Consider the following 17685-nt stretch of genomic DNA (forward strand, 5'->3'; position numbering starts at 1 on the left):
AGTGAGTAATAAAGTTGAAATCTTAATGCATCCAGTAAGAATGAAAATTTGCCAAGTATTAATGAGAAATAAAGAAGATGGACTAACACCATTAGAAATGGTAAAAATCATTAAAAATGTACCACAAGCAACTCTATATAGACATCTACAAACTATGGTTGATTCTGATATCGTCCATGTAATTAACGAAAAAAAGGTAAAATCTGTTTCTGAAAAATATTACGCAATCAATGAAGAAGATGCAAAAATTGAAGGAAGTGAGTGGAAAGGATTATGTGATGAGGAAAAGTTAAATTACATTTCCTATTACCAATTATCACTTATGACACAATATCAAAGTTACCTTAAAAAATTAGAGGAACAAAACAGTCAAGAAGATAATGCTACTTTTTCTGTAGTGGAATTAAAGCTAGATGAAGAACACTTTATGAACTTTCAAAACGAACTTAATGAATTAATGAATAAATACTACCATACCCAAAGTAAAGGTGACGAAAAAGAGGCTCCTGTTCGGACCGTCGCTATTACAATTATTCCAGAAACGTAAACTAACTCAATATAAATAATACAAGCCGATGTTTCCTATGTTAAGGAAACATCGGCTATTTTCATTTCAAAAATTGTTTAGCTTCTGTTTTAACTTCTGCTGTAAGGCTAGCGAAAAAACTGATCTAGAATTCGAATGTGCTTAAAGCCCCTGTCTTTCTTTTATTAAATGAATTCTTTTCTTTCTTTTCTCATGCTACTGTCATACCGTCCACACTCTCTCCAAACACTTTTTAAAAAGAAGCATGGGTAAACTAATAAATATAAATTAGGAATCCACCAAGAAATATCGAAATCTAAACGGATTGTCCAAAATGCTAGAGCTTGTATTCCTGAACAAAAAGTTAAAATTAATGATAAGAACGCCAAGTGGCTCCAAATATGTTTTTTTTTAGAATGTAATTACATGAGCATACCCCTGTTGTTCCCTCTTATTAAAGGAGGAACTATTATGGGATTTGGTGGTAGTTGCGATTTTGCTGAAGGTTTTACTTTATTAGTTGTATTGTTTATTTTACTAATCATCGTTGGAGCTGCTTGCTTCTGCTAAAAAACTATAAGAAAAGAATTTATATCGACCTCATAATTATTCCCATATGGTCTAAGCGCCGAAAGTTCTTCCTTTGGCCCATAAAATAATACTTTCAACTCATCATCTTTATACTGAACTACAAAGAAGTCATCAAATTGGTCAAATGTGTTTTGATTGATCGTGATAAACCCTTTTTCTTGGGCAGTTGTTTTAACACTTATTCTTCGTCCATCTTTAATGACATCATATCCATGCTGATTCGTCACTTTGGATAGCTCACCATTCGTATAAAGAACACAAAAAGATTCACCTAGACGACCTATAAGATGCCTTAATTCAGTCGCCTTACAACCAAGAACATTCATTTCAAATCGTAACATTTCAAAATATGCCTCATATAACTTTTTAATTTGTGAGATTCCTATTTTATCCTTATCCCCATAGACAAGAAGTTTCCATTATCCCACTCACCTACAACAGATTCACAATCTGTCCCTTTAGGTTTGTGAAAAACTAATCCTGTATAAGGATAATTTTCACCTACATATCTAAAAGTTTTTTTATTTATATATATAAACAGATTTTTATTAACAGCTCTCCCTTTGTTATAACGGTTATAACAATAATCAGCAGGATTAATACTCCCCGGTTTTGTATTAAATTTTGTTATTAATCTGTCCTTTATCTCTGCAGATGTTACAGTATCGCCTATCTTTTCTTTAAGAGCCTCTATAAATTGCTCATAAATAGTCAATGTAATCCTCTCCTCATGTTTCTCAATAGTTTTAAGCCTAGTAGAACTTGCACTCTATAATTTGGCCTAATTGTAGAATAATATATTTAAAGTTCTTCATAAATTTTTATAACTTACTATATAAATTTTACATTTAATTAATTAAATTTCATAGACTATTAGAGTAAAATATAAATTGGAGAATTTTATTAAATGCTCAAAATAAAGATAATACTCCATTAAGAGCTCGTTTATTTAGGAAACGTGTCTTTTTTTTATTGGCTTTTTAAATAAGGTAAACGTGAAGAAGCATTATAAAAAGCAGGGCAATAATATTAAATTAACTTCCATTCGAAGGAGTTTAAGCCTTGCCTGAATGACTATAATGACTATTTGGTTGAGCAATCGATATGTTGTGCCGAAACGTCAATATATTAAAAAAGGATCTCTCTTTATCAAGAGAGATCCTTTTTTTACTTCTTCTTCTTTTCTGTCGGTTGGCTTTGTTTAGCGAAATTAGATGAATCATCGAAATTCGGTTGCTTTTTACCAGCATTATTACTTCTACCTTTTCCCATATGTAATGCACCTCCTCTCGTCCTTACTATTCCCAATAAAAAAATCCTCTTGCATCCAAGGGGATTTTTTGTTGTGCTATTATTAATAATGCCCAACTATTACCGCAGTACTTCCAACACGGTCCTATCCTAACTTTTAACCATGGTGTTGATCGTGGCCATCAAGCCTATGATTATCTATCCGTCTTGGCGTTTTCCTTTAAACGATACCCTAGTCTTCGATCGCTTGATAGGTCGTGGTCCAGAAGTCTTGGATAAGATGCGATGGGGCCGGAGTGGACATCCCAACCTGGGTGAACAGAATTCCAATAAACTGTTTATCTGGATCAGCGTAAGCTGAAGTACCGGTTCCACCATCCCAGCCGAATTGACCAATAGACGCGTAGTCTCCAAGATAGGTACGCACCGCCATCCCAAAGCCCCAGCCACCTTGGATCCCTTGTCCGAACGACAAATGGACGTTATTTTTGGCCAAATCGTCTCGGTATACTTGTTGTTCCGGAGTAAGACGGTTGGTGGTCATCAGCTGGACTGCGGGCCTAGACAAGATCCGTTTAGTACCGTGCACCCCTTTATTCAAAAGCATCTGCAAATACGCGTGATAATCGTCGACGGTTCCAAGCAGTCCACCACCGCCTGCTTGGAATGCTGGAGGTTTGCTGTAACGTCCACCCGCCCCCTCATCCCAAACGATGAATTCACCTGTCTGCGGATTGGGGTTGAAGGCTGGTGGAAGCCGATCAATCTTGAGCTGAGGTACGTAGAATCCAGTGTCCTTCATTCCTAGCGGATCGAATATGCGTTCGCGCAAGAACGACTCGAACGTCTGACCCGTGACCCTGGCAACAAGAACGCCGATTACTTCTATACTGATATGATACTGCCACCGCTCTCCGGGCTGATAGCTTAGCGGAAGTGCACCTAGGCGACGCATAAACTCATCTGGATCGGGCATATCCTGACCTGGCGTGTCGAATATCCCACTCTCGAAGAACGCGTTCATGATTGGAGAACCCATCAACGTGAGATCCACTCCGAGCCCGAATGTGGAGGTCAACAAGTCTCGTACAGTGATAGGACGTCGTGCTGGGACGGTCTCTTCTAGCGGGCCATCGGGCTGTTTCAACACTTGTCGGTCGGCGAGTTCCGGTAGCCATTTGTCTACTGGGTCGTCTAAATGCAGTTTGCACTCATCGAGCAGAACCATTACTGGTGAAACTGCGATTGGCTTGCTAGTGGACGCCAATCGAAAAATCGTGTCCCGACGCATTGGTGCACCACCATCATGCCTCATTGTTCCAAGCGCTTCGACATACGTCTCGCCGTTTCGGCTGACTAAGGCGACGAGCCCAGGAATCTTTCCAGAATCAACATGCCGCGCCAATATATTGCGCATTTTGCGCAATCCTGTTTCAGAAAAGCCCTTATTGTTTTGTCCCATTTTGTTCTCCTTTAGTTTAGATTGAGATTTCTAATACATATTGACAATCAATTATTAGTTCTTCAAATAGAAAAATTCCCCTTTTTAATAATTTCGACAAAATGCATTTATATACATTGAGGCACCATGCATCACTATCAACCTAAGATAGGCTACATTTATGGGGATTTAATAATGGGAAATGCAATCATTAATAACATTGATACAGCCATAAAAAAATATGATTACAAGATTTGCGAATTGATTATGATACATCTAAAAACACCGATATTCTTTCAAACAAGTAAAAAAGCGCCCTATAACCAGGGCGCTTTACTCCAACCTAATGACTAATAGTAGCAGTTGGATATAATGTTGTTCCTCCAATTGAAACCTTTATTTCATTTGTTAACGGAACGTTTTGTTCATTAATAATTGTTCTCCACCATTCCCATGCAAGACCTGTACATTCTCTTGCTACAATTTTTATATTTTTTGAATTTGGTGGAAGAGGGATAACTGTAGAGTAATGAGCCGTTTTGTCTTTGCCACTACCTTCCCATGTTTTATGTGTTAATACTTCTTTCCCATTTTGATCAAATGTGAATTCATCCCAAGATACATCAAATTGAGCAACGTAAGCACCGTAATGATCAAGTGTCATTTTAGCACTTGAATATTCTGTAGTTGTCGTCTCGATATAATCTGTATTGTTATGAACAGCAGCAGTTGCATTATCTTTTAAGAAAGTGCTTGTATATGAAATTGGGTATGCTGGATTTTTAAAACTTAATTCAGCATTATCTTTAATGATATTTCGGATTTCATTGAAATCTTTTGTAACAACCTTGTTATGCTCTTTCGCATCTCCGCCTAATACGACAGCAGTAAAGGTACTTTCTTCAAAAATATCTTTATACTGTCCACTCGTTTCGACGCTGTTATTCTTAAGTAAAGCTTTAAAAGCAGCTTGTACATCTTTACTCTTAGATGTGGTTTCTAATTTTACATAAACCGTTCTACCATAAGCTACATTTGAAACCATAACAGGTGGAGCCGCATTACTTACTCCTTTACGAGTTAACTCACCAAAAGTAACACTATTATCAAAGAGATCAGATGGATTGTTTGGTAGTTCAGCACTTACAGTATAAAATATTTGTTTATATGCGGCCACCATCACTTTCTTTTCTCCATTTGCTACCGCATTAAAGTCAATATTTAGACTGTTATCAAGATATTTAGCGTTAACATTAAGAGCACTTGCGATTTGTGATTTACTATAAACCATAGATTCTGTATATTGCATTCTTGCAGGTAACGTATGTGTTGTAGAATACTTTTCATTCCAAGTAGATACTAAATCGTCTACTGCTCCAGCCACATTACCATATGTCGGATTTTGAACAGTGATTGTATTTTCTTTTCTCATACCAGGTAAGTCTATACTAATATTCAAAGGCTTTCTCTTAGCCACTAATAAACTCGGTTGATTGTCTGCAAATGCTTTATTGGCAAGTTGTACAGCTCCTGGATACGTACGATTTACTACAGAATCAATAATCGAAATATCGACTGGTGACGTTGTAAGTGATTTTTTCTCGCGTTCCACTACTACAAATTTACCATTTGAATTGATACTTTCTTTCGGAACAAAACTCTCTACTTTATCACCATTTACAGCTAAAACCTCTTGATTATTGTATTTAAGATTTCCTATACCAGTATCAATACTACTAGCATTTTTAGTTATATCAGTTGCATTACCGGCTTGTGTTTCTGCGAAAGAAATAGATGAATAATTAAGAGTGCATAAACTAACTAATAAACATGCAAGGAACTTTCTTCTCTTGGTACTTTTCTTATTATTCAGAAAAATCACCCCGTTCTTTTTTAGTAAGATATAATAATGATTGATATATGATAGCTAACTAATAACCTTACATAAACGCTTTTAAAAGTTCTTGAACTAAAGGAATTACTCCACCTAAAAATTTTAAAACTGCCATTGCGATTTCCATATTACTTCCTCCTCTTTGCTGTATTAAGATGCGTTGTATATTTATGCTTTCATTATAATAAGCTTTTGCATTTGCATCAATTCATTTTTATATGCAATATTTCATATTGAGGAAAAGCAACTTTTTCTGTCAGGGTGATGGTGGTACTACTCTTCTTGACAATATTTCAATCCCTCCAAAAATATCAGAATTTTCTAATTCTAAAAGGTTATGAACGAATCAACCTCGAATAATTGTAATACATATACATAAGGAGGTTGATCTATTTTGTTTCGTTCTTTTACAAATGGTTGCGTCGCCTTAGTGCAACGTTTCTTGCCAGAGCCGTTTATTTTATCATGTTTATTAACTGTTTTCGTTATTTTCTTCGGCATGTTTGCGACTCACCAAACACCTGTGGAAATGATTAATCACTGGGGTAATGGCATTTGGGGACTACTCGCCTTTTCTATGCAAATGGCACTTGTACTCGTGACAGGATCTGCTTTAGCAAACGCGCCTCTCATTAAAAAAGGATTAACGAAAGCGGCAAAACTACCGAAAACGAATGGACAAGGTATTATTGCCATTTCAATCGTAAGTTTACTAGGGGCATACATAAACTGGGGATTTGGTATTGTTGTATCTGTTTTATATGCAAAAGAAGTAGCACGGCAGCTTGAAGGATTAGACTATAGACTAGCCATTGCCTCTTCTTACTCTGGATTTCTCATTTGGCATGCGGGGCTTTCTGCTTCTATTCCTCTTACGTTAGCAACAGGCGGCGAAACGTTAATTAAAACGACAGCTGGAAGTATTAAAGAAGCGATTCCAATAACAGAAACGTTATTCTCACCATACGCACTTGTACCAGTTATTATTTTTCTCGTTACGATGCCTCTCATTAATAAAGCGATGCATCCAGATGAAAAACATACGATAACGGTAGATCCTAGCGTATTCCATGAAGAAGCTGCCGCGCAAGAAGTAGGAAACAATACATTCGCCGAAAAAATGGAAAATAGCATCATTATTACACTTTGCGTTGGATTGTTAGGTCTCATTTATATTTTCAATTATTTTTATACGAAAGGCTTTAACCTTACGCTAGACATCGTTATTTTTATGTTATTAATTGCTGGACTTATTTTCCACCGTACTCCGATTCAATATATTCGCGCTTTTTCAGACTCTACGAAAAGTGCTTCTGGCATTTTACTTCAATTTCCGTTTTACGCAGGAATTATGGGGATGATGATTGGAGCGAATAGTGAAGGACTTTCACTTGGAGGGGCTATTTCGAATTACTTTATTAGCATTTCAAACGAAACGACTTTCCCGCTCTTTACTTTTTTAAGTGCTGGAATCGTTAATATTTTCGTTCCATCTGGTGGGGGTCAATGGGCTGTGCAAGCACCAATTATGATTCCAGCTGGCGCTGAACTTGGTGTACCTGCCGCAAAAACAGCAATGGCAATTGCGTGGGGCGATGCTTGGACGAATTTGATTCAACCATTCTGGGCATTACCGGCATTAGCGATAGCTGGTTTAGGTGCTCGTGATATTATGGGATTTTGCGTTGTTAACTTACTATATGCAGGATTTATCATTAGTCTATGTTTCTTATTTATTTAAACGAAAAGCTAGTTTTATACTAGCTTTTTTATATAATAAATCACTTATTTCCCACGCAATTTATCACGATCTTCCACTCTATATCCGTAAGCTGTAATGCCTCAAATGCAAAAAAATCTTCACATACTTTTTCAATCAGATGTGGATTTTCCCTCAAGAAATTCCACTGTAACGCTTTAGGAAGAAAATACGTTTCATACTCTTTACTTCCTCTTACTACCTCATCCACTTCTCTTTCACAAATTCCTCTTATTAAATAATCATTTCTTAATTGAATCTGTATTTGTTGAAACGTTTCACTACATTTCTTCAATTGGATTAAGCAATTAATATATGTACGAAAAAGTTCGTTATCATACTGACAACAATTTATAATACGTTCCATTTCATTCATAACGTACGAGCCTTTTCTTCTATTTGTAATAACCATTTTTCCCGCTTCTCTCGTTTACTCGTTTTCACAGATTGAAAAACAGATCGTTTTATATCGCGAATGCCGCAAAAACGTAAAATACCTCTCTTCATTATAATCCAATCGGCTGATCGATATAGTAGTGCGACGTACCATAACGGTGAGTCTAACGTATTAATTACCCATGCCTTCTTACCTTTCAATAAGCCTTTCGGCAGGGCACCTTCATATTTATAAGCAAAACCAGCTACGAAAATGCGATCAATAAACCCTTTTAAAATAGCTGGCATCCCCCACCACCATATTGGATAAATGAAGAGAAGAGTATCCGCTTCTTCCACTAACGTTCTGTACCGAGCTGTCTCTTCTTCATTTACTAAATCACGTCTTTTCTTCTCCTCATTAAATACAAGGACGGGATTAAATTGTTCCTTATATAAATCAAGTACCGTAACCGAATGATTTGTTTCTTGTAATCCTTTTTGCACATGCTTTAATATCCCCGCATTAAAACTGGAAGGACTAGGATGAGCGTATACAATTAGTACATTCACTACATAACAACTCCCTCTATAAGTTAAAGTTTCCCCTTCTTTAACATTTTCTCTACAATTTGCACGTTTTTCGAACTTTGTAATAAACGATTTAATAATGTAAGTAACTCTTCCTTTTCTAAATCTTTCAGTTTCTCTTTCACCGTACTCTCACCAGCACTTTGAATATCATAAACAACTGCTGCCATATGCTTACAATAATTCTCATATGGACACTCGCAGCTACTTTCTGTAAAATTTTCAAGATCAATCATTACTTCATAGTTTCCTGCATTTCCAGTAACAAAAGCAAATATTTTCTTTTCTTGTATTTCAACATCTTCTACATGTCCTTCTTCATAATATTCATAACCTTTATCCATAATGTACTTAGGAATCCATTTCGTTATATCATTTAGTAAGTAAGCGTACATAACAACACCTCTTCCTTTAATTCCCTTTTGACTTCCAAAACCCTGCATGTTATTCTAATAACTGTCAAATAGCAAGTCTATATGACAAAACGACTGACACCTATTCGGCGGAGGTGTCTCTTTTCATTTGCAGCCGATATGAAGTGCCTCTTTCAGGCACATTCAATCTTTGACACTACACACTCAACACCATTCCCTTGTATCAGGCTGCTTAAGCAGTCTTTTACGCTACATACTCCAAAAAAAAGAGAGCTTAGCTCCCTTTTCCCGCCTTATAAAATACCCCTTTTTCAGTATAGAGATATTCATCAGCTAATGTAATTTTCCCATCCAGTTTCAGTTCATCTAATAGTCTTGATAAATAAAATTGATGTAACATCTTTTTCGTGAATTTTCCTTCATGATGCGAAACGATATGTTCTTGAATATCTAACAATGATATTGGCTTATCTTGCTCTATCATATATTCATAAACTGTACTACGCAGTTTTACGTATTTTTCGAGTGTCACAGTACTTCGCAACCCCTTTCTTCTTAATATAAATTTTCGTAATCGGTTTTTTTGCAACAAAAAAACCTCTCCGATAAGAAGAAGTTACGTATATATCTTCGTCTTATCTCCCAGAACAAATATGTTCTGCTGGAATTAGCACCTGCATCGCGGTTGCTGGGTTTCATCGGGCCAGTCCCTCCACCTCTCTGGATAAGAAAATATTCACTTAATTCTTACTATACGTAATTTCATTCTAATTGTCAAACAAATATAACAAATTATATTTTGTTCCTTACTGTTCATACTATACATATATGAATATGCAAGGAGGATTATGAAATGCACGAAAATGCTCGCGGATATGTCCAAAATTCTTTTCAATCATTACAAGAAGCAAAACATTGTTTAGAAGAAGCGCTACAGACTGTTGAAAAAGATTTTAATCGCGCTCGTATTGAACAATCACTTTATGCGATCGAACAAGCTATTCAACGCTGTGATTACACGGTTCATATTTTAGAACAAGATTGAAAAAACTTCCCATCATAAGGTGGGAAGTTTTTTCAAATGGCATACTTCATAATTATTACCGTTATAATTAAAAAATATACAGAATTAGCAATTTCTAAAACCCCTACTTTTATAATAGAAATTTTTTTGCCATATAACATAATTGCTCGAATGACACTCGGTATAAAAATAAGAGAACACCACGGATTGATAGCAAAGACAATGACTGTTAATACAATATGATACCCCCATGATATAAGACGATACTTCGGGTTATTTTTCTCGCGAATCATCGTTTTTACATAAAATGTACTTCCTAAAAAATATAAAAATGAAATAAGCGCAATAAATAATGCTGTTTTATCTATAAGTTTCATTGAAAAATAATAACTAACTAAACCACCAATACAGAAAACAATAATCGCACTAATGTCATTTAGTAACGCTCTTTCATTTTTTTGACGAGCGTAATACATATTTACAATAAATAATGGAATCATGAATACTACGAATAAAAGAATGCGCCATTCATATAATAGAGAAATCATTCCAAATACGAACGCGATGATAAAATATACAATTGCAGCATGTAAGTACTCTTTTTTTCGTTTTTGCTTTATGTACGTAAGAAATGGATACGTAGCTAAATAGATAAAGAACCAAGCTAAAAACAATGGAATATGATACATAGTAGGTTTCCCAAGCATGACACTTAATAGAAATGGTATAACGAGCATGGCCCATGCACCGTGTTGCTTCGGAATAACTAACTTCATTAACTATACACCTCCCTTTTGAAAGCAGTTCTCACCTACTATTATACAAATAATTTTATATAGTAACGTATATATATTGGACTATTTTTTGACAATAAAAAATGCTCCTTACAATGTGTAAGAAGCATGAAAGAGGCAAACGAATATGTAAGTCGCGACCCTACCTTATATGAGTATGCTTTTCTATGCCATGTTATGCTTATCTAATATGCCGTATTTCTTTTTAAATCTCGTAAGAATCGTAATCCAAGACGTACTAAATAGTAGTAAGAAAATAACATTCGAAATTGCATGACTCAAATCGAAATAAAAACTTGCAATATAATACGAAACGACTGCTTCCCACGTTGCCTCACGTATGAAACCGAGAAGCCCCCATAAGTTCATAATCCAGCCAAATAAAAATCCAACAAACAATCCGTATAGAAGCCTTCCCCATAGCTTTTTCATTAAAAATGTATTACGAAGTAATCCAGCTATAAACCCGATCATGCCCCATGAAAACATTTGCCACGGCGTCCACGGACCTTGCCCTAAAAAGATGTTAGATACGATAGCTGCTGTTGCACCGATCATAAAACCAGTTTCGCTTCCAAACACGATTGCAGAAACGATAATGACAAAAGAAGTCGGTTGTACACTTGGTAAAATAGAAAATGGTACACGGCTAACTGCTGCAATTGCCGCTAACACAGCAACGAGAACAATTTCACGTGAAACAAACGCCTTCCTTTCAAAACGGATATAAAACGGCAACATAATAACAACTAATAAAAACAAACTACTTAACATGTAATAACCATCCATGATAAGTGTAGTAAAGAGTAGTGTGCCTATTATTACTGCAAAAATACATATTATGAATGCAACATATCGTTTGGACACGCTTCGTACACATCCTCCCACGTTAATGCATATGGTAACTCTTTTCGAATAAATCGATTAATAGAGGTTGTATAAAAGAAGTTGCCACTAAAAAATTCTTTCGGTGTGTCATTCATAATGACTGCTCCGTCAAATAACATCATACATTGATCAACGTATTTCGCTGCAAACTCAATATCATGCGTTGCCATTACAATTGTTGTACCTTCTTTTTGCAGCTTTCTAAATAGCTCTCCTACTCTTTCTTTTTTCCACGGATCTAATCCCTTTGTCGGTTCATCAAGTAACAATAAAGTCGGCTTTGATAATAACGTTGTACATAACGCAAGTAGTTGTTGCTCTCCCCCGCTACAATCATGCGGATGGCGTTCTTTAAGCGAATACAACCAAAACTTCTTCAACATATCTTCTGCTATTTCTTTTCCTTGTTTTCCGTATAACTCTCGTGCACGTTCATACACTTCTTCCCACACTGTATCAAATGTAAAATGATAATACGGATGCTGCGATACATACCCGATCCTTTTAAATCGTTCTTTCGAATCAATTTTATGTATCACTTTCCCATTCCACTTTACTTTCCCTCTTCTCGCTTTTTGTAATCCAGCTAAAATCGTTAACAGTGTAGACTTACCTGTACCATTTTTTCCAACGAGAGCTACCCATTTTCCTTTTTCAATCGATACGGTTAAGTCTCGTAAAATAAGTGGACTATTTTTTTCATATTGGAACGAAATATGCTCTGCACTTAAAATGACTTCTCGCTTTTCACTTTGTGCTATTGGCTCATTCACATATGATATCGCTGAAAAATGATTCAGTTTCATTTGCGCTTCTCGCACTGTAAACGGAATATCTTCCGCATTCCATTCTAAAAACAATCTTGGAATTTGCGGAATAAATGGACGGAATTTTTCTACTTCCCACATGTTCGCGATAACCGTTTTAGGATTTCCATCATACACGATTTGACCATTATTCATACAAATAACGCGCGTAGCAAGTGGGATCACTTCATCTAAACGATGTTCACTTAACACAATCGTAATACCAAGTTCTTCGTTAATACGTTTTAACAATCCTAAAAACTCTTTCGCAGCAATGGGATCTAACTGCGCCGTCGGTTCATCTAATAATAATAGTTTTGGCTGCATAACTAGTACCGCAGCCAAATTGACAAGTTGTTTTTGTCCACCAGATAACGTATGAACAGATTGATGCAATAAATCTTGAAATCCTAAGAAGCTAATAAGCTCTGCTATTCGTTTTTGAATAATCTGTGATGGTAACCCGATATTTTCTAAAGAAAATGCTAATTCTTGAATGACCGTATCCATTACGAGCTGATTTTCTGGATTTTGAAATACCATACCAATTTCTTGTGCAGATAATAAATCAGGTACTTCCTCTAATAAAACGTCATCATAAAAAATTTCGCCTGAACGTGTACCGATTGGAAGTAATTCCTTTTTAAAATGTTTCAATAAAGTCGTCTTTCCAGAGCCTGACCCTCCAGCAAGTGCAATAAACTCTCCTTTTTGAATAGAAAGAGAAATATGCTGTAACGCATATTCGTTTTCATCAGCATATACAAATGATAAATTGTTTATTTCTGCATGCGCCACCATATCCATTCCTTCCATTATAATTGGTAGACTAATAAACATCATAAATACTCCGAACATCACTCCATCGTATTGCTGAAATAGAATAGATTCGACTTTCGGATAAATGATTAGCTTTCCCCCGCCATACGTATTACATATAATAGCAATGATAAGTAGAATACTTAAATAACTGAGCGTATACCAATCTCGTCTTTCCATTCTATACCGAATATATGTCGTACGCTTCGTTACACCAAATCCACGAGCTTGCATAGAATCTGCTGTTTGCAGCGCATCTTCTAATGAACAAATTAATAATACTTGCAGCAATTGCATACCATTTTTCACCCGTTCTACAATGGAACCTGCGTCTACTTGTACACCTTTCGTTTTTTGAACGAGTGTTATTTTCTGTAATCGCCTCATAAACAAAGGAACAAACCTCACCGTAATCATCGTTAACAATGCTACCTTCGGTGAAATTCTAGAAAACAAATATAAAAATTTATGACTCGAAATAATATCATTATACGAAGCAAACGTAAACATAATCGCAACTAATAATAATCCCATTACTACTCCAAACATAATCGCCTCAAGCTTAATACGGCTATCACCTAACCAAAATAACGTAGTTCGCCCTCTATGTGTTAATAACGAATTAAATAAAATGACCATAAAAAAGAAAACGATTGTGCTCGGTAACATCTTTCTTATCTTTTCACTATTCCCTTGCATTATATTGATTATGACGATTAATAGTATTGCTCCAATTAAAAAAAGAGGATGAAGACACATCATACATAGTATCATCACCCCGATATAATAGAAAAAATTCACAAAAGGATGTAAAGAAGAAAAACTTATTTTCATAGTCCTTTACCGAATGCCTTTCTTATTTTAATACATACACCCACTCAATTGTATCTCCTGGTTTAACTGTTACTACACCTGCACTATGGTTTGGAAACGCACCGTTCACACGATATTTCCATCCACTAGTATCTGTAATATCTTTTTCATATAAATCATTAATACCTTTTACATAAATATCACCTTTAGAGCCCATTGCATCCACATCTAAACCTGTACGCTGCAATACTTTATAAACAGTATCGCCTTCTTGTACATCCATTTTTTTCGCACCTAATAAGTACCCTTTATCACCTTTTACTGAGATAGTGACTTGTTTTGGTTTTGGTATTACTGGATCTGGCACTGGCGGTACTGGATCTGGTACCGGTGTTGGTGGCGTTGGTACAGTTGCTTGTTGCTCTTTATTCGGATCAACCTTCTGCTCCTGCTTCGGTGTTTCTTTCGGCTGATTCACAACCTTCGCTTCTTCTTTTATTTCTTGCGCTTTCGGTTGTTTCTCTTCTTGTGCTTTTTGCTGTTCTGGTTGCTTAGTAGCAGGCTGTTCCTGAGGTTTCTCTTCTTTCTTTACTTCCGGTTGTGCCTGTGCCTTTTCTTCTTTCGGCTTCTCTTCTACTTTTTGCTCTTGTTTCTCTTTCTGCTCTTCTTGCTGCTTTTGCTCTTGTTCAGCTTGTTTTTCCTCCGGTTTTTCTTCCGGTTTCGCTTCATCTTTTTTCTCTTCTTGTTTTGCTACCTCTTCTTGCTTTGGTTCTACTTTCTTCTCAGGCTTTACAGCTGCCTCTTCACACCCGGCAAGTAGCCCAAGTGAAAGCATTAAAGAAATAAACCATTTCATCTTACTCATGTTGTCTCTCACCTTTCATATTAAAAATTAGGAGCAAATGATTGCTCCTAATTTTTGTTAAGCTGCTTTACGTCTCCATAATACATATGCAGAAGCAATACATAATACACCCATACCTACTTCTGTAGCTGCACTATGAGAAGATGCTCCTGTTTTTGGTAACGTGCTACCGTTTCCTGACTTTTTGCTTTTAACCGGTTCGTTATCGACAACAACTTTTAGCGTGTCATCTTTCGTTTCTTGTTGTACTTGTTTTTGTTCTTCTGGTTGCTCAGTAACTTCTTTTTCTACTACAATATTTTCTGCATCCACATTTGGTTTCGTATCAATTTCAGGAACAGATACAGTTGACCAGTCATAAATCGATTTCCCAAGATCTTTAAACTGAAGTAAAGCTAAGAATGCTTGCTCTGTAGCCATTCCGCTACCGTTTTGATCACTTGGTAACCATTTGAATTCACCATTTGGAAGTTGGTATGACAGTAGATTTTGCATTGCCTTATGTAGACGATTTTGATCTACATCTTGTACAAGAGATAATCCAATAATTGCTTGTGCAACACTATTAGAATTTTCTTGTCCATCAGCAGAAAAACCACCGTTTTCTAGCTGTTCGTTATATAAATAGGCAACAGCCTTTTGCACAGCGGGTTTCACATCTTCTCGTTCTTGATAAGGAGCTAATGCTGATAAAACCATACCTGTTACATCAACGCTACTAGCACTGTCTTTACTGCTTGCGCTATCGTAAGTCCAGCCACCATCTGTATGCTGTGAGTTTAAAAGCGCATCTACTAAAGCAACTCGATTCCATTTTGAATTCACTGGCACTTCATATTTCTTCGTATCAAATGCAAGTAAAGCAAATGTATAACCTGTAACAGAATTCACTTTATCTGATTCGTACAATCTTTGAACTAAATTATGTTCGCCAACCTTTGTAGGGTCTGCTTGCATTGCATTCATCATAATAATCGTTCTAGCTAAATCTGTCGCTGAAAAACGGTTAATGCGCTTTTCTACTTTTTCAGTTACTGACTTAACATAATTTAATTTCGCCTCAATTGGAACATTCTTTCCAGAACGAGAAAGGCCTAAAGCTACCCAATCACTTTCAATTCCATCTTGTAACATCTTTTCAGATGTCTTAAAGATCGCGTCATTTACTTGTGCTACTGGAACTTGAATATTCTCTTGCTTTGGTTGTTCTACCTTTTCAACATTTGTTTTTGGTTCTTCTGGTTTTTCTTGTTTTGGATCATCTGTCTTTGGTTCTTCTGGTTTTTCTTGTTTTGGATCATCCGTTTTTGGTTCTTCTGGTTTTTCTTGTTTTGGATCATCTGTTTTTGGTTCTTCTGGTTTTTCTTGTTTTGGATCATCTGTTTTTGGTTCTTCTGGTTTTTCTTGTTTTGGGTCATCTGTCTTTGGTTCTTCTACAGTTTTACAAGTACCAAATTTATCTAATGTTTGCTGTAATGTTTCCTGGCTCATATTGCTCCAGTCTGCAACAAAACGAAAGACAACAACATCTCCAGACTTTAATTTATAACTATCTGCTCCAACTTCTGCAGATTTATCATTTACATCATACAACCAGCCGCTTGTGTCCCCAGCCATTAAGCCGTCAATGCCTTTAACATACGTTCCAAACGACATCGTCTCTGCTGTTACTTTGTCCCCCATGACTTTTTGCAGCAAACTTAAAGCTGTTTCCCCATCTGTAATTTGCTCTTCTTTCGGGCATAACATAATGCCCTTTTGTGATTCACCAATAATTGCAAGTTTTGCTGTATTTCCTTCAGCAAACGTAATATGTACTGTATTCGCAAAAGAAACAAATACGAGTGTAACTGCCATTAACGACGTAAGCAGCCATTTTTTCAACATTGCCATCCCAAAATTTCCTCCCTTACTACTATTTACACAAAAAAAGGCCCTTCAAGGGCGTGCAATTGACACTCTTTTTTTGTAAGTGTCGAACAAACTGTGCAACACCTCCTACCCGCATCATTCGCGGCTATATTTGTATAGGAAAAATAATTTTGTTTATGAACGTATCATTGTGATAACATTCACTTTTCTAGGCAAAACTGACTTCCATTCAAGTTATCGTAAAACGATAAACCTATACATTCTGTTAATTATAAATTTCTGTATTATTTTACTATTGACAAAGAATTTTGTCCATGCTTTATCGGATTTATTTTCTAAGAATAGTAGTTTACTATCCTTTAACGATGCAAACTCTTTTCACTAATAATGACGCCATCTTCATCCGCATAAACATATTCATTCGGCTTCCATTCTACTTGTCCAAATTGCAACGAAATATTCCGCTCTCCTTTTCCTTCTTTTATACTTCTATTTGGCATCGTCCCTAACGCTAAAATACCAATATTAATATTCTTTAGTTCACTAGAATCACGAACATATCCATTTACAATAATTCCTGCCAGCTTTCTTTCCTCCGCAATAGCTGCCAAATTATCACCAAGTAACGCACAATTCGTAGACGCTCCGCCATCAACAACTAATACCGTTCCTTCTGGTAATGTTTGCAATCCTTCCTTCACTAGTACGTTATCATCCTTCACTTTCACCGTTGCAATTTTCCCGTGAAATTGTTCTTTCTTCCCAAAAGACCGAAATGACTGGCGACATATTTGTAAATCCTTTTCAAACTCATCACATAGATCCGTAGTTTTCCACATCTTTTTCCCTCTTTTCCTTATTCTTTCTATATAACATATTCTTTGATTTTTTTCGTTTCCCTGTCTAATGTTGCAAGAATTTGTATGTGTAAGAAAAGGATAGAAAAACTATTGCCTTAAGAAGCCACCTTTATTATAATCTATTTCACGGATAAGATTCAGA

16 protein-coding genes, 3 pseudogenes and 1 riboswitch are annotated in these 17685 nt (G+C 36.1%); of the genes and pseudogenes, 4 read left to right on the top strand and 15 right to left on the bottom strand.

All coding sequences use genetic code 11. From position 1 onward, the window contains the following. The first annotated feature begins 1 nt into the window (after window position 1). Window positions 2–547, top strand: coding sequence for a transcriptional regulator (locus tag RBB48_RS11600; RefSeq protein WP_088064018.1), 546 nt, complete (start codon window positions 2–4; stop codon window positions 545–547). A 164-nt stretch (window positions 548–711) separates the two neighbouring features. Here the strand turns inward: RBB48_RS11600 and RBB48_RS11605 are convergent. Next, window positions 712–948: pseudogene (locus RBB48_RS11605) on the bottom strand (DUF5360 family protein); the annotation flags it as partial. Window positions 949–997: 49 nt separating this feature from the next. Here RBB48_RS11605 and RBB48_RS11610 point away from each other — a divergent pair. Continuing rightward, window positions 998–1096, top strand: a complete 99-nt coding sequence (locus RBB48_RS11610) for a YjcZ family sporulation protein (protein WP_088064019.1) — start codon at window positions 998–1000, stop codon at window positions 1094–1096. Here the strand turns inward: RBB48_RS11610 and RBB48_RS11615 are convergent. The 3 genes and pseudogenes from RBB48_RS11615 to alo form a co-directional block, all read right to left on the bottom strand. Continuing rightward, a pseudogene (locus RBB48_RS11615) lies at window positions 1093–1832 on the bottom strand (DUF7225 domain-containing protein). The gene RBB48_RS11610 and the pseudogene RBB48_RS11615 sit on opposite strands and share 4 nt — an antisense overlap. Before the next feature lie 768 nt (window positions 1833–2600). Then, a complete protein-coding gene (locus tag RBB48_RS11620; RefSeq protein WP_088064021.1) occupies window positions 2601–3830 on the bottom strand; it encodes a serine hydrolase domain-containing protein in 1230 nt (409 codons plus the stop codon). Window positions 3831–4152: 322 nt separating this feature from the next. Next, window positions 4153–5691 carry an anthrolysin O/cereolysin O family cholesterol-dependent cytolysin Alo gene (gene alo, locus RBB48_RS11625; protein WP_088064022.1) on the bottom strand — a complete coding sequence of 513 codons (1539 nt, stop codon included), beginning with the start codon at window positions 5689–5691 and terminating at the stop codon, window positions 4153–4155. A 406-nt stretch (window positions 5692–6097) separates the two neighbouring features. Between alo and RBB48_RS11630 the strand changes: the two genes are divergently transcribed. After that, window positions 6098–7444: a short-chain fatty acid transporter gene (locus RBB48_RS11630; protein ID WP_060487716.1), complete on the top strand. Its 1347-nt coding sequence runs from the start codon at window positions 6098–6100 to the stop codon at window positions 7442–7444. Between the two features lie 40 nt (window positions 7445–7484). On the opposite strand, the gene RBB48_RS11635 is transcribed toward RBB48_RS11630, so the two are convergent. The 4 genes from RBB48_RS11635 to RBB48_RS11650 form a co-directional block, all read right to left on the bottom strand. Continuing rightward, complete coding sequence (locus RBB48_RS11635; RefSeq protein ID WP_142293508.1) at window positions 7485–7838, bottom strand: group-specific protein; 354 nt, start codon at window positions 7836–7838, stop codon at window positions 7485–7487. Beyond that, window positions 7835–8410, bottom strand: coding sequence for an NAD(P)H-dependent oxidoreductase (locus RBB48_RS11640; protein ID WP_088064024.1), 576 nt, complete (start codon window positions 8408–8410; stop codon window positions 7835–7837). The genes RBB48_RS11635 and RBB48_RS11640 overlap by 4 nt, the downstream gene beginning before the upstream one ends. Window positions 8411–8433: 23 nt before the next feature. Further along, on the bottom strand, window positions 8434–8823 hold the full coding sequence (locus tag RBB48_RS11645) for an SWIM zinc finger family protein (RefSeq protein WP_060487719.1): 390 nt from the start codon (window positions 8821–8823) through the stop codon (window positions 8434–8436). Between the two features lie 253 nt (window positions 8824–9076). Beyond that, a complete protein-coding gene (locus tag RBB48_RS11650; protein ID WP_002096439.1) occupies window positions 9077–9394 on the bottom strand; it encodes a hypothetical protein in 318 nt (105 codons plus the stop codon). A 40-nt stretch (window positions 9395–9434) separates the two neighbouring features. Then, window positions 9435–9533, bottom strand: a riboswitch (SAM riboswitch). Window positions 9534–9655: 122 nt separating this feature from the next. Here RBB48_RS11650 and RBB48_RS11655 point away from each other — a divergent pair. Next, window positions 9656–9847 (top strand): hypothetical protein, encoded by a 192-nt coding sequence (locus RBB48_RS11655; protein ID WP_000545003.1) that lies wholly within the window; start codon window positions 9656–9658, stop codon window positions 9845–9847. A 32-nt stretch (window positions 9848–9879) separates the two neighbouring features. Here the strand turns inward: RBB48_RS11655 and RBB48_RS11660 are convergent, their stop codons facing one another. The 7 genes and pseudogenes from RBB48_RS11660 to rraA all read right to left on the bottom strand — a co-directional run bounded on the left by RBB48_RS11660 (window position 9880) and on the right by rraA (window position 17522). Then, a complete protein-coding gene (locus RBB48_RS11660) occupies window positions 9880–10602 on the bottom strand; it encodes a YwiC-like family protein (protein WP_088064025.1) in 723 nt (240 codons plus the stop codon). Between the two features lie 183 nt (window positions 10603–10785). Then, window positions 10786–11487, bottom strand: coding sequence for an ECF transporter S component (locus RBB48_RS11665; RefSeq protein ID WP_000044898.1), 702 nt, complete (start codon window positions 11485–11487; stop codon window positions 10786–10788). After that, on the bottom strand, window positions 11460–13121 hold the full coding sequence (locus tag RBB48_RS11670) for an ABC transporter ATP-binding protein (protein ID WP_097906982.1): 1662 nt from the start codon (window positions 13119–13121) through the stop codon (window positions 11460–11462). The genes RBB48_RS11665 and RBB48_RS11670 overlap by 28 nt, the downstream gene beginning before the upstream one ends. After that, window positions 13094–13967, bottom strand: a pseudogene (locus tag RBB48_RS11675) (energy-coupling factor transporter transmembrane component T). The gene RBB48_RS11670 and the pseudogene RBB48_RS11675 overlap by 28 nt, the downstream one beginning before the upstream one ends. Before the next feature lie 22 nt (window positions 13968–13989). Then, on the bottom strand, window positions 13990–14811 hold the full coding sequence (locus RBB48_RS11680) for a DUF4430 domain-containing protein (protein ID WP_097889839.1): 822 nt from the start codon (window positions 14809–14811) through the stop codon (window positions 13990–13992). Window positions 14812–14868: 57 nt separating this feature from the next. Next, window positions 14869–16704: a DUF4430 domain-containing protein gene (locus RBB48_RS11685; protein ID WP_306007670.1), complete on the bottom strand. Its 1836-nt coding sequence runs from the start codon at window positions 16702–16704 to the stop codon at window positions 14869–14871. 338 nt (window positions 16705–17042) lie between these two features. Then, window positions 17043–17522, bottom strand: coding sequence for a ribonuclease E activity regulator RraA (gene rraA, locus RBB48_RS11690; protein WP_306007671.1), 480 nt, complete (start codon window positions 17520–17522; stop codon window positions 17043–17045). Window positions 17523–17685 lie beyond the last annotated feature (163 nt).

Source organism: Bacillus sp. MMSF_3353, assembly GCF_030733445.1.
GTDB lineage: Bacteria > Bacillota > Bacilli > Bacillales > Bacillaceae_G > Bacillus_A > Bacillus_A wiedmannii.

Bases quoted from the DNA above. Each gene is read 5' to 3' on its own strand.
- RBB48_RS11660 (WP_088064025.1), bottom strand. From the start codon at position 10,602: ATGAAGTTAGTTATTCCGAAGCAACACGGTGCATGGGCCATGCTCGTT.
- RBB48_RS11645 (WP_060487719.1), bottom strand. From the start codon at position 8,823: ATGTACGCTTACTTACTAAATGATATAACGAAATGGATTCCTAAGTAC.
- RBB48_RS11655 (WP_000545003.1), top strand. From the start codon at position 9,656: ATGCACGAAAATGCTCGCGGATATGTCCAAAATTCTTTTCAATCATTA.
- RBB48_RS11635 (WP_142293508.1), bottom strand. From the start codon at position 7,838: ATGAATGAAATGGAACGTATTATAAATTGTTGTCAGTATGATAACGAA.
- RBB48_RS11680 (WP_097889839.1), bottom strand. From the start codon at position 14,811: ATGAGTAAGATGAAATGGTTTATTTCTTTAATGCTTTCACTTGGGCTA.
- RBB48_RS11610 (WP_088064019.1), top strand. From the start codon at position 998: ATGGGATTTGGTGGTAGTTGCGATTTTGCTGAAGGTTTTACTTTATTA.
- RBB48_RS11685 (WP_306007670.1), bottom strand. From the start codon at position 16,704: ATGGCAATGTTGAAAAAATGGCTGCTTACGTCGTTAATGGCAGTTACA.
- rraA (WP_306007671.1), bottom strand. From the start codon at position 17,522: ATGTGGAAAACTACGGATCTATGTGATGAGTTTGAAAAGGATTTACAA.
- RBB48_RS11670 (WP_097906982.1), bottom strand. From the start codon at position 13,121: ATGGATATGGTGGCGCATGCAGAAATAAACAATTTATCATTTGTATAT.
- RBB48_RS11620 (WP_088064021.1), bottom strand. From the start codon at position 3,830: ATGGGACAAAACAATAAGGGCTTTTCTGAAACAGGATTGCGCAAAATG.